This is a genomic window from Geobacillus uzenensis (genome assembly GCF_002217665.1).
GTDB classification, from domain to species: domain Bacteria; phylum Bacillota; class Bacilli; order Bacillales; family Anoxybacillaceae; genus Geobacillus; species Geobacillus subterraneus.
Genome location: NZ_NEWL01000001.1, coordinates 30,186 through 46,588, shown reverse-complemented (window position 1 = coordinate 46,588; position 16,403 = coordinate 30,186). Strand labels below are relative to the sequence as shown.

The 16,403-nt window shown below is 49.6% G+C and carries 10 protein-coding genes; 3 read left to right on the top strand and 7 right to left on the bottom strand.

Features of this window, described 5'->3' with window-relative positions:
- Positions 1 to 17 precede the first annotated feature (17 nt).
- A complete protein-coding gene (gene murJ / locus B9L21_RS00190) occupies positions 18 to 1,550 on the top strand; it encodes a murein biosynthesis integral membrane protein MurJ (RefSeq protein ID WP_063164701.1) in 1,533 nt (510 codons plus the stop codon).
- A gap of 88 nt (positions 1,551 to 1,638) precedes the next feature.
- On the opposite strand, the gene B9L21_RS18175 is transcribed toward murJ, so the two are convergent.
- Positions 1,639 to 3,525 (bottom strand): S-layer homology domain-containing protein, encoded by a 1,887-nt coding sequence (locus B9L21_RS18175; RefSeq protein ID WP_063164700.1) that lies wholly within the window; start codon positions 3,523 to 3,525, stop codon positions 1,639 to 1,641.
- Between the two features lie 261 nt (positions 3,526 to 3,786).
- Between B9L21_RS18175 and B9L21_RS00180 the strand changes: the two genes are divergently transcribed.
- Positions 3,787 to 7,437: a S8 family serine peptidase gene (locus B9L21_RS00180; RefSeq protein WP_063164699.1), complete on the top strand. Its 3,651-nt coding sequence runs from the start codon at positions 3,787 to 3,789 to the stop codon at positions 7,435 to 7,437.
- Between the two features lie 160 nt (positions 7,438 to 7,597).
- Here the strand turns inward: B9L21_RS00180 and B9L21_RS00175 are convergent, their stop codons facing one another.
- The 6 genes from B9L21_RS00175 to B9L21_RS00150 form a co-directional block, all read right to left on the bottom strand.
- The gene (locus B9L21_RS00175) at positions 7,598 to 9,520 is read right to left on the bottom strand and encodes a S8 family peptidase (protein WP_168157864.1); all 1,923 of its coding nucleotides are present in this window, start codon (positions 9,518 to 9,520) and stop codon (positions 7,598 to 7,600) included.
- A gap of 97 nt (positions 9,521 to 9,617) precedes the next feature.
- Positions 9,618 to 11,030 carry an N-acetylmuramoyl-L-alanine amidase gene (locus B9L21_RS00170; protein WP_063164698.1) on the bottom strand — a complete coding sequence of 471 codons (1,413 nt, stop codon included), beginning with the start codon at positions 11,028 to 11,030 and terminating at the stop codon, positions 9,618 to 9,620.
- Between the two features lie 221 nt (positions 11,031 to 11,251).
- Entirely contained in the window at positions 11,252 to 11,665 is a 414-nt protein-coding gene (locus tag B9L21_RS00165) for a hypothetical protein (RefSeq protein ID WP_063164697.1), read from the bottom strand.
- 79 nt (positions 11,666 to 11,744) lie between these two features.
- Positions 11,745 to 12,890: a non-hydrolyzing UDP-N-acetylglucosamine 2-epimerase gene (gene wecB, locus B9L21_RS00160; RefSeq protein ID WP_063164696.1), complete on the bottom strand. Its 1,146-nt coding sequence runs from the start codon at positions 12,888 to 12,890 to the stop codon at positions 11,745 to 11,747.
- 791 nt (positions 12,891 to 13,681) lie between these two features.
- Entirely contained in the window at positions 13,682 to 15,061 is a 1,380-nt protein-coding gene (locus B9L21_RS00155; RefSeq protein ID WP_063164695.1) for a peptidoglycan-binding protein, read from the bottom strand.
- A gap of 215 nt (positions 15,062 to 15,276) precedes the next feature.
- A complete protein-coding gene (locus tag B9L21_RS00150; RefSeq protein ID WP_082816505.1) occupies positions 15,277 to 15,774 on the bottom strand; it encodes a hypothetical protein in 498 nt (165 codons plus the stop codon).
- Positions 15,775 to 15,989: 215 nt separating this feature from the next.
- Between B9L21_RS00150 and B9L21_RS00145 the strand changes: the two genes are divergently transcribed.
- Positions 15,990 to 16,400 (top strand): helix-turn-helix domain-containing protein, encoded by a 411-nt coding sequence (locus B9L21_RS00145; RefSeq protein WP_063164693.1) that lies wholly within the window; start codon positions 15,990 to 15,992, stop codon positions 16,398 to 16,400.
- Positions 16,401 to 16,403 lie beyond the last annotated feature (3 nt).

Genomic DNA, 16,403 nt, shown 5'->3' with positions numbered 1-16,403 from the left:
TGAAGGAAGTGACATGCATGCCATCATTAAAACAGACGGCGATTTGGATTACGCTGCTTGCCCTCGTTGTCAAAGTAGCCGGTTTTTTGCGGGAAAGCATCATCGCCAAGCAGTTTGGCGCCAATGAATATACGGACGGCTACTTGTTGGCGTTTTCGTTTATTACGCTCGTGCTGGCCGTCATTTCAGTCGGATTCAATAACGTCTTTCTTCCGTTGTACGTTCAGGCGAAACAAAACGATCCTAAAGCCGCAGAACGAAACGCGAACGGTATTATGAACGCCACTGTCCTCATTTTTTTGTTCGTTGCCGTTTTTGGTTATTTGCTGGCTCCTACATTCGTCCCCGCTATTTTCGGGCGAATGGCCGCGGTTACCGAATCAGTGGCGGTCCACATCACGCAAATGTTCTTTTTATTTATGGGCGCCATCGCCTTAAACGGCATTTTAGATTCATATTTGCAAGGGAGGCGCATCTTTGTTCCATCGCAAATTTCGAAGCTGCTGGCTACTTTGATGGGCGCAGTGTTTGCTCTGTTGTTTTCCGATGTGTGGGGCATTTATAGCCTCGCTTACGGATTTGTTTTTGGAATTGTGTTAGGGATTGTCCTGATGTTTGTTTATTTGTATCGGAGCGGTTATCGATGGACACCGACGCTGGCCATCGATCCCGATTTTCGGCAGACGTTTTTGCGCTTGCTCATTCCTTCGCTATTGAACGCGTTTGTCGGGCAAATGAACATGTTTATTGATAAAATCTTCGCTTCGGGCACGATTGAAGGAGCGGTCACGTATTTGAACAATGCCTCGCTGCTCGTCAGCATCCCGCATACGATTTACGGCACGACCGTCGCGGCCATTTTGTTCACATTGTTGTCCGAGCAAGTCGACAAACCGCGCCAATTTCAGCAAACGTTTTTCACTGGCATGGAACTCTCCTTCATCACGTTAATGCCGGTCGCGGCTGGGCTGTGGGTGGTTGGTGATGCCGCGATTGCGTTCGTCTATGAACGCGGCCAGTTTACGGAGACGGACACACACCGCACGTATGTCGCCCTGCTCTTTTATTTGCCGCTCATCGTCACCCAAGGGCTGCAATATATTGTCGCCAAGTCGATGTATGCGAAAGGGAAAACGGCGGTCGTACTTCGGATTAGCGTCACGACGATTGTGTTAAACATCATCCTTAACTATCTGTTCGTTCAATCGTTCGGGTATGCCGGGATTGCGTTGTCGAGCTCGCTCGTTTCTCTCTACTACGTCACTGCCTGCTCGATCGCCGTCTATAAAGAGTTTGAGCGCGGGGAAGCGAAAAAATTGCTGTCCTTGTTGATTCGCGTCGGCAGTGCAACAGCCATCATGGCGGGATTGCTCTATGGGCTGAAAGAAGCAGCCGGCATCCACCAGTGGCCCGCACTTCTTGCGCTTGCCGTGCTCGTCCCGCTTGGTGCAGCCATTTATATCGCGAGCGTATACGCCCTGTATCGGGAAGGATTTTATCGGTTGCTGCGCACAATTCGCTCAAAGCGGAAACCGAAACCGTCGGCATAATGTCCCTTTGTTCCCCGGCTTGAAACGAAGAAAGAAGCTCTCCTGACATAGGAAAAGGTGTCCCGAACGTTTCGAGACACCTTTCTTTTTACTTCACGAAGGTCAGAGGCGACAATAAATCACCGCGAATATACGCTTTTTCTGTTGGCGCGTCCGGAACGATTTGATACCAAACGTAGCCGTCAGGCTGTTTCGCTGTTGCTCCTGCCACCGTCACCGGCGTGTTCGCCTGCTTATATTCATACCAAACTGGCGGAACAACGGCTGGCTGCAGTCGAACATTGACACTTGCCGTGTTCGTCGCCATCACCGTATAGTGACCGTAGTCTTTTCCACCTAAAAATTGGTCGGCTTGATACATCCAACCCGCAATTTTTTGCCCCCAATACGGGTCAGACGCATAGCGAACGTTAAAACCAAACGATTTGTCTCCAAGCAATGCACCGTTATAGCGCCAATCGCTCGGATTCGCGTATCGCTCCGCGACAATCGTTTTCGCCATGTAATCGATGCACTCTTCAAACGAAGCAAACGAATCCGCGCTTCTCAGCGGATCGCTGTCATACGCTTTAATACCAAACAAGTTGTTCTTTGTCTTCGCCAATTCACTTAAACCCCAATTGCTTTCCAAGATCGCATGAGCCAACAAATACAGAGCGTTGACTTGATACTTTTCCTCCGCCTGTTTAAACGCCGCGCCGAGTTCTTTCAACGGGCTGGCGGAGCGATAGGCGGCGACAAACCGATTCAGCTCATCGGCGGTATAATTCGTTTTTGTCCGCAACGACAGGACGTTGAAATATTGATAAGCCGTCCCAACGAGCTGACCAGCTTCATTATAAAACGTATCGCCATCCCAACTGTAATATCTCTGCCCCGCTTGCATAAAAGACGGCGCTTTTCCGTATAGGTAGCTCACATACGTATTGCTCGTCGTGTTGTAAATGACATGAACGAGATGGCCGTTTTCTACTTTGTAATACGAGCGCCCTTGCAAAAGCGCTGCCGGCACGAGCAACACATCTTCCTGCTTCACATATCCGATGGTGTCGGCGATTTGTACGTTTACTTTTTCCTCGTCGGCTCCTAAATATTTCATTTCCGTATTTGGAGCCACATAAGTGAGTGAAGCGCTAAAATCAGCGTTATAAATGGTTGTCGTTGATTTGCCTGGAGCTGGTTGGGCAACAGCATAGCCGTTTGCCATTTTCACGATTTTCGTTCCTTGGACGATCACTTGAGAAGCCGGGTTGGTTAAGGCTGCCTCAGCTTGGGCGAACGTGGCATACCGCTTTGGCCAAACAACAAGCTCCCCTTTTTCGACCGCTCCAATTTGATAGGCCATTTCCGGCATTTGCTCGGCCCATACTTCGAGCAGGCGGTACAAAAACGCCGCCGCATGCGCCCGCGTCGCCTCTGCTTTCGGGTCGAAGCGGAACGATGTACCATCCTCATTCGGAATCCCGCGGATAATGCCGTAATAAATGTTGTTAGCAATCGCCAACCGCGATGTGGATGAAAGATGATCGAGATCAGTAAACGAAGAAAAATCCGCTCTTTGTTTCTCGATTTCCAAGTAATCGAACACACGGTCAATCATCAGTGCCATTTCTTCTCTTGTAACTTGTTTATACGTACCGAAGGCACCGTTGGAATACCCTTCAACAAGGCCAGCTGCACTTGCTTTGTAAATGCCATCGGCCAGCTTTGACGATGGCGAAACGTCAGAAAATGAAACGGTTCCTGTCGCCTTAGGCAACTGCAGCGCCCGCGCAAGGAACGTCGCAAACTGACCGCGCGTTACTGGCTCATTCGGTCGATATTGACCGTCCGGATACCCTTGAACAATCCCTTGGTTCACCATGGCCCGCATTTCCTGCTCCAACGCGATACCGGTGATATCATCAGCAAACGAAACGGAACTGTTTACAAACAACAAACTCAATACGAGAACAAGACTAGCGATTCGACGCAACCATTTCCCCTCCCCCATTTATTTTGTTTATAGATTCATAGATGGAAAGGTGTCTGTGGGACAGCGACAAAAAAACCAACGTTCCGACATAGACATAGTCATATTCTAGCAAATATTGGCGATTTATGTATTACATTATCATTACATTTTTATTACTTGTGTAATATTTTTGAAAACATATAGAAAAAATAGAGGAATTTTTTTCAATTTTATAGTAATATTTTATATGGTTCCTAATTTTTTAAAAAAGGAGAGAGGGTTTTGAAAAAACGACACCGTTCTCGAACTCTTCTATCGCTGGGAATGGCTTTTTCGCTCGCCTTGTTGGGGAGCGGCTCGCCAACTATGGCATCGGCAGCCATGACAAAACATTCAGCCGACGCCTCCCTACTACTTGACCGCCTCGGTCTTTCCGAACGGTCAGACAAATTGAAAACAGCTGCACAAAAAAAAGGGCAGCCATCCTCCGCTTTTAGTAACGATGAACTGGTCATTAAGTACCGTCATCCCCTTTCCGCTCAAGAACATCAACAAGCAGGGGGAAAACTAGTTAAACGTATTGCTTCCTTACGTTATGATGTCGTCAAACTAACAGGGAAAACGAATGTCAAAGAAGCGATGCGTCGGTATGCGGAAAACCGTCATGTTGTATCCGTCTCGCGCAGCGCCCGTTTCGTCCCGTTTTCTGCTCCCGTCAATGATCCGAAGAAGGTGAACGCGTACTATTTAACAACGTTACAAGTCGAGCGTGCTCTCTCGCTTGCTGGCCCGCATCCGGTCAAAGTGGCGGTTGTTGATACAGGGATCGATGCGAATCACCCAGAGCTGAAAGGAAAAATCATCGCCAACTACAATGTAATGAACCCGCTGCAAAAAGGAGCGGTCGATGTCCATGGCACCCACGTTGCCGGGATTATCACCGGTGAGAAAGACAACGGCATCGGTGCGCACGGCGTCTTTCCGCGCGCCCAAATCATTTCGATTGATGTGTTCAACCGTTCATTTTTTAGTTCGGACTATATTGTCGCCGAAGGGATTTTAGAAGCCATCCGCCAAAAAGCACAAGTCATTAACTTAAGTTTAGGTTCTTCTGTCCCTTCTCCGATTGTTGAGGAGGCGGTTCAAAAAGCGTTAGCGGCCAACATTACGGTTGTGGCTGCTGCCGGCAACTCAGGAACGTCTATGTATGAATATCCAGCTGCATACGAGGGGGTTATCGGGGTTGGGGCAGTCAATGTCGACCGGAAGCTGACTGACTTCTCTACTTATGGACCGTCTGTAGACGTTGTCGCACCTGGCGAAAACATTTATAGCTCTGTGTATGACGTAGATAAGCAATCCACGTTTGCCGAACTCAGCGGAACGTCAATGGCCACGCCAATGGTGACGGCCACGGTTGCGATGTTATTATCCAAAAATCCGAAACTGACTCCGTATGACATTCACTATATTTTAAACGAAACTGCCAGCGATCTGGGACGAAAAGGCTACGACTTGCAATACGGACACGGCCTTGTCAACCCGGTCGCCGCCCTATGGTTCAATCCGAAAAACGTTCCGCCGCTTCCGTCCATAGCCGAACAGGAGATTTTGAAAAAAGCGAAGCGGCTCGATATGACCCGGGCGACGACACAAACTGGGACGATTACAAAACTCGGCGAAACCCATTGGTATGCGCTCCCTGTCCAAAAGGGCGAATACGTTCAAGTGAGGGTGAATGGAACCGCAGACTACGACTATAAGTTTGACATTCTCTTTTTCCAAAACGGACAATCGTCCGCATCAACCCGTCTATCTGTGAACGATACGGTCCAAGGAAAAGAGGAAGGCTATTTGTTCACCGCACCGGAAGACGGAACGGTCGCGATTGGTGTCAAAGACGCCCTTGGCAACTACCATGAGAACGGAGCATCCAAATACACGCTGTTTGTCAGCCGGGAGACATCTGCACTTGATGATGGCAACACCGCCGAGCAGCCGTTTGTGATCCGTTCGTTGCCATACCGTTCTCTTCAAGAACACGGCCCGCTCTTCTTTACAAACGAGCAACTAGGCAACTCCTCGGACCAACCAACAGCAGAGGAGACAGACTCCGGAGATGAGCAGTCTGATGGAAATGATCAAGGGGGAAATGCGACGTCATTACCAGGGGATAGCGATTACTTTTCTTTCTCGCTTCCTGATTCAGTCCCATCGTCCGAACAAACCGTCCGTATCTCATTGACAGGAGTAGCCGGCATCGACTCTGCTTTAAACTTGTACATTGTTGAGCCGCAAATGCCTTCTCCGGAAAATGGCGAAGAGATGCCAAATCCGTCCGACGGAGCCATCTCAACGCCAGAAGCAAAACCTGCCATGAGTCCATGGCCGATCGATTCTGCCAACATGAACGGGTATGGTGAAGGAGAAGAACTGACCTTTAACGCCGTACCAGGCATGCAGTATATCATCGAAGTCACGAATAAACCTGTCCGGGATCCGTTTATGCTGTCGTTAACGAATGAACTAGGCATCGACCTAACAAGAAACTTCTCATCCCACTTGCCTTATGGGCTAACCGTTGATGCGGTAACATTGCCTGCAGATGAAGACGGATTTCCGATGACAGGCGAACAACTAGAAGAAAGTTTGAAGACTGGAACTATCGAAGAATATATGAAGAAAAAAGAGGAATGGCAGCAACGTTGGCAACAAGCCGCATCCGGCATTGTCGTGTTCGATGGTGATGATGACTGGAGCGAGGCCGTACGCAAAGCAGCCAAACCGTATGAAAGCGGCCAAACCGCGAGCGGATATTTCCAATATGGCGGGGATGAAGACTGGCTCGCCTTTACGCCGAAACAAGACGGCATTTACGAATTCCGATTTGCAGCCGATGAGCAACACGATGTGCCGCTGGCAACGCTTTTCGTCTATGACGAAAAAGAAAAAACGTTCACCTATATCGGTTCCAACGCCGGTTACGATCTTTTTACCTTCGAACCAAATGCCCGCTACCCGGTCGGTTTAAAGAAAGGAACAACGTACTATATCCAGCTCAATGAAAAAATGTATCGCCCTTCGGTAAAAGCATATGCCATGACGTCTGTCTTGCTAGCAGGAAACGTCAATGATCGATTTGAAAACAATGATGACTTTGATCATGCGACGCCAATCGGCTTAAAAGCCATTACTGGCAATTTCGCATCAGCGCAAGATATCGACACGTATTACTTTCGACCGGACAAAAACGGGCTGTACGGACTAGCCGTCACCCCGGCGTCTATTCCATCGAAATATGCGTCCTTGCCGTCAGAATTACGGATGCCGATCGATCCGATCCTCCTTATTGTGGAAGATACAAACAAAAACAAGAAGTTGGATCCGGAAGAAGAAGGACGCCTGTGGATCATCGACAATGGGCTGTCTAATGATGAAGAGCGCGGCGCGCTGAGAGCAGAGAAAACGAAAGGATATTTTATCGTCACGGCTGACTTTTACGGTAACACAACTGTGACGCCATACGTGTTCTCCTTGGCATTGGCTGATCAGCAAGACGAAGACCGCCACTCCACCGTGCGTCACAACGTGCCGTCCAAGCCGCTATCGCTTCGGACTCCGAAGCAAGGCACTTGGTATAACACCGGGTATATGAATGTGTCATCATCCCAAGGGGATGTCGACTATTACAAGTTGACCGCCCGCGAAACAGCCACATATACGATACAGTTGCGCGTTCCTTCCGATCTTGACGGGGTAGTGACGGTCTATAACGCTAACGGAAAGCTGATCGCCAAAGGGGACTATTACACCAAAGGCGATAACGAATACCTAACCATCAAATTGTCGAAAGGAAATTATTTCATTAAAGTGGAAGATGCATTTGGCAACGCAAGCGTCAGCCCATATAAATTGGTGATCCAACAGCGTTAACAGACAAGGAAAGCGAGCGGCCGTCAGCCACTTCCTGACGGACAAGAAAAGGTGTCCCAAGCAGCTGGGGCACCTTTTTCCTGTCTATGAGCATTAAGCTAGGGCGGTGGAACGATCAGCGATTTTCGAGAAGAAACGACATCAAACTAACCTCTTCGTTTTACCGGAACCGCTCGTTCGCCGCACGGGCTGTAAAAACGAAAAATTCGAGTCGCTTAACAAATTGATATGGCCGAAACGTGCCGTCCGGATACCCTTCTGTGATTCGGGCAGCAGCCAACTTGGCGATCGCCTCATGCCCGGTCACTCTTGTCGTCACATCTTTAAACATCATAGACGAACCGTCCGGCAGCGGATACGCTCGCGATAACATGATGGCTGTCTCGGCGCGCGTAATCGGCTGCTGCGGGCGGAACGTTCCATCCGGATACCCGGCGATCAGTCCGTGCTCATAGGCAGCTTGAATGTAGCCAGAGGCGAAGTCAGAAGAAGAAACATCACGAAACACTGTCGCTCGCTTGGTCCCGTCAAGATGCAGCGCCCGGCCGAGCATCACGGCGACTTCGGCGCGTGTAATCGTTTGATAAGGCTGAATCGTTCCATTGTTATAGCCGGACACAATCCCTTGGCTTGATAAGTAGACGATCTCCGGCATATACCAAGCGCTTGCTGACAAATCTTTATAATCGGGATCCGGTACGTTTACCGTGATGGGGGCCGATAACGCGGACTCCGTCCCATCATTGCGTATGGACGCAAATTCGTACTCGTATATTCCTTTAACGACATAATCCGTATACGTGGCCGCTGTTTGCAACGTTTCGAGCCGTTTCCCATTTCGGTATACACGATACCCTTTCACGGCGTTTCCTGTTGGGGTAACGGAAAAAGCAACTTCTCCTTTTTTCACTGACAACAGCTTCACTGTCAGCTCGGGCGCCTGGTTGGACACGGCCTGCACGAGCCCATAGCCGTACCACGGATCCTTCCCGGCCGCCCCCAAATCCAAGGCACGGCCTCTTAACATTTGACGCAGTTCGAGATTCGTCCGTTCCGGGTATTGTTGCTTATACAAAGCGAGCACTCCTGACACAAACGGCGCTGCCATTGACGTTCCAGACATGCGCGTATACCCGTCACGAACGCCATCACGGTCAAGAGCAACCGGCACGGTGCTGTACACATCCTCCCCAGGAGCCGCTACTTCGATCGCGGGTCCCGTCGCCGAGTATGGCAACCGAACATTTTCTTTATTCACCGCAGCGACAGCGATGGCACTATCATACTTCGCCGGATATTCGACCGTATCCCCTGCGCCGTTGGCATAGCCGTTGTTGCCAGCCGCAGCAACGACTAAAACCCCGCTTTCATATGCTTTCTGAATGGCCGCTTTCAGGGCAGGGGCATCTTCTGGAGCGGCTAAGCTTAAATTAATAATATCTATATCGTGCTCAATCGCCCATTCGATGCCTGATAAAACGGCTGATACATTTCCTTCTCCGTAGCGATCCAATACCTTCACGGCATAAATGCTTGCATCAGGCGCCACCCCGACCGTCCCGATCTCGTTGTCTTTTGCCGCGATAATTCCAGCAACGTGAGTACCATGCCCGTTATCGTCTTGATAAGAATGAGGGCAAGAGGACAACAAGCAAACGCCGCCCGCTACACGCAAATCCGGGTGACTAGGATCAACACCCGTATCCAAAATCGCGATTTTCACCCCTTTTCCTGTTACACCTTGGGGGTGCATCACGGACGCTTTCGTCTTTTCCACTCCCCAGTCAATGACTTGGCGATCAATGGCCACCGTCGTGTCTTGTTGTACGTAGTCAACCCCCGGCCAACGACGCAACAGCTCGACCGCCGTAATCGGGACCGTCGCTGCCACCGCAGGAATCACGTCAAACCGTTTGGTGACATTTCCTTGCAGCGTTGTCACCGCTTGTTCATCCACTTGTTGTTGAAAAGCGACAATGACATGGACAAACAGCGGATGAGAAGCAGCGGCCGCGCGAACCGGCACCGCCGCTGCGACGATCAACACGATACAGATGGAAAACATCCACCACTTTTTGATCATCTGAACCCTCTCCCCAACTCCCGCATCAGCCAAACGGAGCCACATGTTTCCACAGCCCAACTACTTTGATGAAGCGGGAGACGCATGGTCTTTGCGGCTATTGAACACGATCATATAACGGCTGAAAATCCAAACCTGTTTCCGAGGCGTAGTAGTCAAGAATGCCGAGATAAATGGCTTTAGCCGCTTGTTCTTGCCAATACGACGACCCGAGCTTCTCCGCATCTTCGGCGCGATCAATAAAGCCGAGCTCCACTAATACAGCGGGCATATTGTTTTCGCGCAATACGTGCAAATTGCCTCTTTTTGCTCCACGGTCAACAGCATTCCACGCCTCAACGAGCCGTTTTTGAATGCATTGTGCCAGCTTTTTGCTTTGTTCGACATATGGATTGGTTCCCGCGGCGCTGTAATAATACGTCTCTGTCCCCGTTCCGCCCCCGGCATTCGTATGGATGCTGACAAATACGTTTCCTCCCTTCTCTTTCGCAAAGGAAACGCGCCCGCTGAGCGGAACAAATACGTCTGTTTCTCTCGTTAGGGCGATGTTAAAGCCCGTATTTTCAAACAGCGATTTTACTTTCAACGCAACATTCAAATTAATGTTTTTTTCCACAAGACCGTTCGCCGCCGCGCCAGGGTCACTGCCACCATGCCCAGGGTCAATAATGAGCGTCTGCGTTTTTACATAGTTTGATAGTGCATCTCCTTCATCAGGTTGTGAAACTCCCGCATCCACTAAATAACTGCGGCTCACGAACCCTTCTAAGTCTGATGCACGAACATACGCCCAGTTGCCAACAATATGCACAACATCGACAGACTGCCCTTTATACAATAGACCAATGGCACTATAACCGGTAGACGGACCACGGCGGACATTCAACGCCGAAGCATTGACCACTGCTTGTCCGGTGGATGTCAGCTGGCCATTCACGCGATATTGCGGATTGATGGCTCTTGCAACAAATACGGCAAAATCCGCCCGAATAATCGGCTCGTCTTCGCCGAATGTGCCATCCGCTTTCCCTTCCGCGATTCCCTTGATTTTCAACTGTTGCACCGCCGTTGAGAGCGTAGTTCCGCCAAGCGAATACGCCCGATTAATGAGCAACGCCATTTCCCCGCGCGTCACAAACTGGTCAGGTCGGAACGTCCCATCTTGGTAGCCGTTGATGATGTTGCGTTCAGCTGCTTCTTGTATGTACCCAGAGGCAAAATTTCCTTTTCCGACATCCTTAAAGCGAGTGTCCCGCTGTCCCCCGTCAAAGTTTAACGTTCGCCCAATAATAGCGGCCGCTTCCGCCCTTGTTACATATTTCGCTGGATAAAAATGTCCCGATACACTCCCTAGCACAATTTCCCCTTCGGCTAAGTAATAAATTTCGTTTTTTGCCCTGTGCGTCGTGCCTACGTCGTAAAAATATGGCGCAGCCTGCGGATGACTCATCGGCATCGGCCACACTGCCAACAATACAAGACAAAAAGCGACAAGTATCTTCCTTTTCATACATTCTTTCTCCCTTTTCGATGCATTTTTCTCTCATTCTACCATAAATGCCATACGTCATGAATAGATACTGAAGCGCATTTTTTGACGAAAAAAAGCGACGGCCATATCCGTTCGGCCCTCGCTCGAGTGTGTCAACCTGCTCTTTTCCTAAATTTTATTTTGCAGCCGTCATCCCGAAACAACGTTGAACAAGGACATATCAAAGAAAAGCCCATTCCCTAATACTTCCGGTTTTTATCGTGCGGAAGATATTCTTGTTCCGTTAATCGACGAATATGGTACTTTGCCTCCATTTTACACGTATAATCAATATCGGTCAGTCCTCGTCGGCCGATGAGCTCATTTAACGTCCTGATGTCTTGCTCCGATGGCGGCTCACGCAATATTTTTCCGATCACTTCGTTAATTTTATCAGCCAGTTCCTCATGAAAACGCGGATCACGCTTGACCGCATCGTCTAGCTGGCGAAACCATGAGGCATGTTTTTCCGCGTATTCTCGCCAATAAGTTAAAAACTTGTCCATTTCATATTTTTGCTCATCCCATTGGATCGATTCCATATATTTCTCAAACGCAGCGGAAATCGACCTTGTCACGCTGATTTTCACTTCTTTTGGGAGATGGTTCAACATCGTTGCGCCTTTTGACCTCCTCTCTCCCAGCAATTCTTCTTGACTATTTTTCCCTTCATAGGCAGACATATACAACGATTTATGAATGAAACGCCTCCGGTCGCTGTGCGGTGTAGCCGAAATAGTATAAAATCGCGTCGACAATCCGTTTCGAAGCCTGGCCGTCTCCGTACGGGTTGGATGCTTTCGCCATGGCCTCGTATTCGCTTCGGTTCGTTAGCAGCTCTGACGCCATGCGGTAAATCGTCTCTTCGTCCGTCCCGGCCAGCTTCAGCGTCCCGGCTTCGATGCCTTCCGGCCGTTCGGTCGTGTCGCGCAGCACAAGAACAGGCACGCCAAGAGACGGAGCTTCTTCCTGCACGCCGCCGGAATCGGTCAAAATTAAGTACGCCCGCGCAGCAAAGTTATGGAAATCGAAAACATCAAGCGGTTCGATTAAGTGAATGCGCGGATCATCACCGAGCACTTCGGCCGCCGCTTCCCTTACTGCCGGGTTCAGATGGACAGGATAGACGACTTGGATGTCGTCATAGGTTTCGACAAGGCGCTTAATGGCCCGGAACATGCCCCGCATCGTCTCGCCAAGGTTTTCGCGGCGATGGGCCGTCAGCAAAATCATCCGGTCATCGCCGATTTGGTCGAGAATGTCATGACGATAATCGTCTTTCACCGTTGTTTGTAACGCATCGATCGCCGTGTTGCCGGTGATAAAAATCGACTCCGGTTTTTTATTCTCCCGGATTAAATTGTCGTACGCTTTTTTCGTCGGTGCGAAGTGAAGATCAGCCATCACCCCGGTCAGTTGCCGGTTCATTTCTTCTGGAAATGGAGAATATTTGTTCCACGTGCGCAACCCCGCCTCAACATGGCCGATCGCAATTTGATGATAAAAAGCGGCGAGGCTGGCGACAAACGTCGTCGTCGTATCGCCATGGACAAGCACTAAATCCGGCTTGACTTTCCGCATAATGTCATCGAGCCCTTCTAAGGCGCGGGTCGTAATACCGGCGAGCGTCTGACGGTCTTTCATAATGTTCAAGTCGTAATCCGGGCGAATGCCGAATAGATCCAATACTTGATCCAGCATTTGCCGATGTTGCGCCGTAACGGTGACAATCGGTTCGATCCACTCGGATTGTTTTTGCAACTCCAACACAAGCGGCGCCATTTTGATCGCTTCGGGCCTTGTGCCGAAAATCGTCATCACTTTCCGTTTTGTTCCCATCATTTCACCTGCTTATTCCGATTCGTCTGCGGTAAAGAAAACCTCAACAAATTACATTACCATAATCGAAGCGCTTCCTCAACTTTCGGTTGTCCATTTCCAAAAACTCGCGGCCCAGAAACGTACTTTCTTTTATCGGCATGAGTTGAAGGACTGGTGAAACACTATCGTTTCCCTTTCGCCTGATCAAGATGGTGAAAAAAGATGGTCTCTATCTATAAGTTGCCATAAAAAATTTCCGATTTTTCGTTTCGGTTTTCATCGACATACAAGCTGATATGATATAACGTGGCTAGTGATCAGCTGGGTGTAAAACGAAATTTCAACTTATATGGCGAGTAAACCCAAGCAAACCAAAAAGCTAGAGTAATGACGTTTCTCCACTGAAGAAATATTGATTGCTGCGAGCCAGGATGTTTCGTTCCATCACCACCGTGCTAGCAAAATGATGATGGAATCAAAAACAGTGGGCAAAAAGGAGGGCTGTTGATGTTGAAGATTCTCCCAAACGACCGTCATCAAGAACAGGCGATGTTCGCTTTCTCGACAACCGTTGGCCGCTAAATGAAAGAGCACGACCCCGTTTAAGCGGTTCGTGCCCCCTCTTGCCATATCGCGTTGCCGCCCCTAGCCGGAGCCGCAGGTGCGCCGCGCTTTCTCCTCCGGAAAGGCTGTCCGCCCGCGCCAACGATTCATGGCTATAGAAACCACGAATCGTTTTTGCCAGTCCCATCATTCATTTTCCGAGCCATGAGCGCTTTGAACAGCCCTTGAAGAAGCCCTAGTGTGCACTAATACCGCTTTGCCCCTAAGTAGCGGGCTTTCCAATACGGGTTGTTTAATTGGCTAGTCGTCACACCTGTTGAAGCGCCGCTATGGACGAACTGACCGTTGCCGATGTAAATGCCAGCATGGGAAGGGCCTTTTTTGTAGGTCTCAAAAAACACGATGTCCCCGACGGCTGGAGAAGAGACCGGTTTCCCAGCGCTCCAGATGTCCGCCACCGTCCGCGGCAATGAAACACCTTGTTGCTTGAACACGTATGTAAGAAAACCGCTGCAGTCAAAGCCGGCTTCCGGAGTTTCGCCGCCCCAAACGTACGGCGTGCCGAGCAGCTCAGCCGCATCAGCAATCAGTTCGATGACGTCGAGTTTGGATGCCGGAGCTTGTCCTTTAGGTGCTGGAGCTTGTCCGATGAGACGCTCGTACGTGGCGTCATCCACGATACCCGTCGCCTGAAGTTTGGCATCCTTCTGGAAACGGCGGACGGCGTCAGCGGTAATGGTTCCGTAATAGCCGGTAATCTCCGAGTATGTAAAATAGCCAAGCTGTTTTAAATTGGTCTGAACCCGCTTCACCTCTTCACCGCGCGCGCCGATCGTCAAATAAATGGAAGGGCGGTTTTCTTCAGCCGGCGGTGCGATTTTTTTCTTCACCGCATCGGCAATGCGTGTGAGCGTTGTTGAATCAGCCGAACCGGTCGCTGGCAAGCCGTTATCCTTTTGGAAACGGCGGACGGCGTCCGCTGTCACTGTTCCATAGTAGCCAGTAATCTTCGGGTAGGTAAAATAGCCGAGGCGCTTTAAGTTGTTTTGCAGCTCGCTAACCTTGGAACCGCGTGAACCGATGCTGAGCGTCGCCGATGAAGACGATGTGGCGGTTGTCCGTTGGCTGGCCGCTTGCCGAAGGCGCTCGATTGTCACGGCATCGGCTTTTCCAGTGGCGGGAAGCCCATTCGCTTGTTGAAACTGCTTCACGGCCGCTTCGGTCACCGTCCCGAAATAGCCGGTAATCTGTGGGTATTGGAAATAACCGAGCTGTTTGAGCTGCTGTTGAAGCACTTTCACATCGTCGCCGCGCATGCCGACGGATAACGGGCGAGCCGTTGGAACGAACGCACGCAGCTTCGCGTAAGTCGCATCATCGACGACGCCGGTTGTTGGCAGATGGACAGCTTGTTGGAACGCCCGCACCGCCTCCTCCGTAATGGGCCCAAAATAGCCCGTAGCTTGCGGATAAGAAAAAAATCCTTTTTCCTTTAATAATTGCTGCAACTCTTTCACCTTTGGGGAACTCATGCCTTCTTTCCATTCCGCTGCTTCCCCGTCGTCCGGCGCCAAAAAGAGCGCAGAGGCAAAGGCGGTGGCTAACACGATATGACTTGACTTCACTTTCGTTCCCTCTCCCTTCCCTGGTTTCGATCGTTTTTTTCTGCCGCCGGCGTTGGCCCAGTGCGTCACTTTGCGGCGAAAACCGACAAATCGAGCACACTTTCCGGCAAAAACCGACGTTTTCCCTTTGCTTTAAGTATAACGAACATATACCTTGGGAGGAAACATTTTTTTTCATTGGGAAATGGAGGGATGAATGATGGCTCAACGATCCCTTATCGCTTTTCACGGTTGTTCCGGGCTGGACATGTAAACAAATAAGAAATGCGGCGGTGATCACAAATATAGATCGACTGTAAAATTTCATCAATGAGCTGCCGTTCCATGGCCAGCCATTCATTGGTGCGGATTAACATGTATTTTTGTTGGAGCTGATTCCATTCGTAGAGGGCAACGGCTAATTTTTTTAGGCGGAGATCGAGCTTGACGATAAACATGTAAAGCTGGCTGACACATTTAAACACAAAATAAAGCTGAGCCTCATCCGAGCAGGCAACCGTGCGGAACAGCGCCTCGCCTTCGAATGAAAAACGCCCTGGCTCCTCTTCGCTTCTCAGGCAACGGAGCGAATCAGTGAAATTGGTGGGGACGATCGTTTTCAATCGGATGGAGAATGGATTCTTCATTTCCTTAATAAATATGCGGTACATGTTTTTCCCTTTTTTGGCTTCGTTCCGTTCACGGACAATGAAATCGGCGAGATAAATATTCACTTCGATCCCTCTTTTTCCTACAGTAATAGTAAATATTTACCCTTTTTTACTTATTGTACTATGTCTAACCGAAGGAAAAAAGATGTCGACCGTTGGTAGAAAATGCAATATCGTTCTAATCACGAACGTATATAGTTAATGGTCTGGAAAGGAACAAAATTCACCACCGCGCTTTCCTATCTTTAAGATAATGATGTAAAGCGTGGTGACAAACGATGAAAAACCTCGGTGAGATGCTGAAAAGGCTGCGGAAACAGCAACGCTGGACCCAAGAGCAGCTGGCTGAGCAGTTAAACGTATCCCGCTCGCAAATCAGCAAGTGGGAAAACGGCAGCTTGCTCCCGGATATCCAATCGCTTGAAAAGTTATGCCGTTTGTTTCATGTCAGTGCTGATTTTCTAATTGGCAGCGAGGTGCAACGGCAGGAAGTGCTGCGTGAGGTCAAAAGGCTTTACGGAACAACGGAAATAAACGAAAAGACGCTCGCCGCGATTGACTATTTGCTGCAAAACCAAGATATGAGTGAAGCGATGTACACGCTGACGAAATTGCCTGAGAAAAAGCGAAAACATGTCGAAACGATGTTGATGACGATCATTAAGGAGTGTGCCGAAGCCATCGGCTGACAC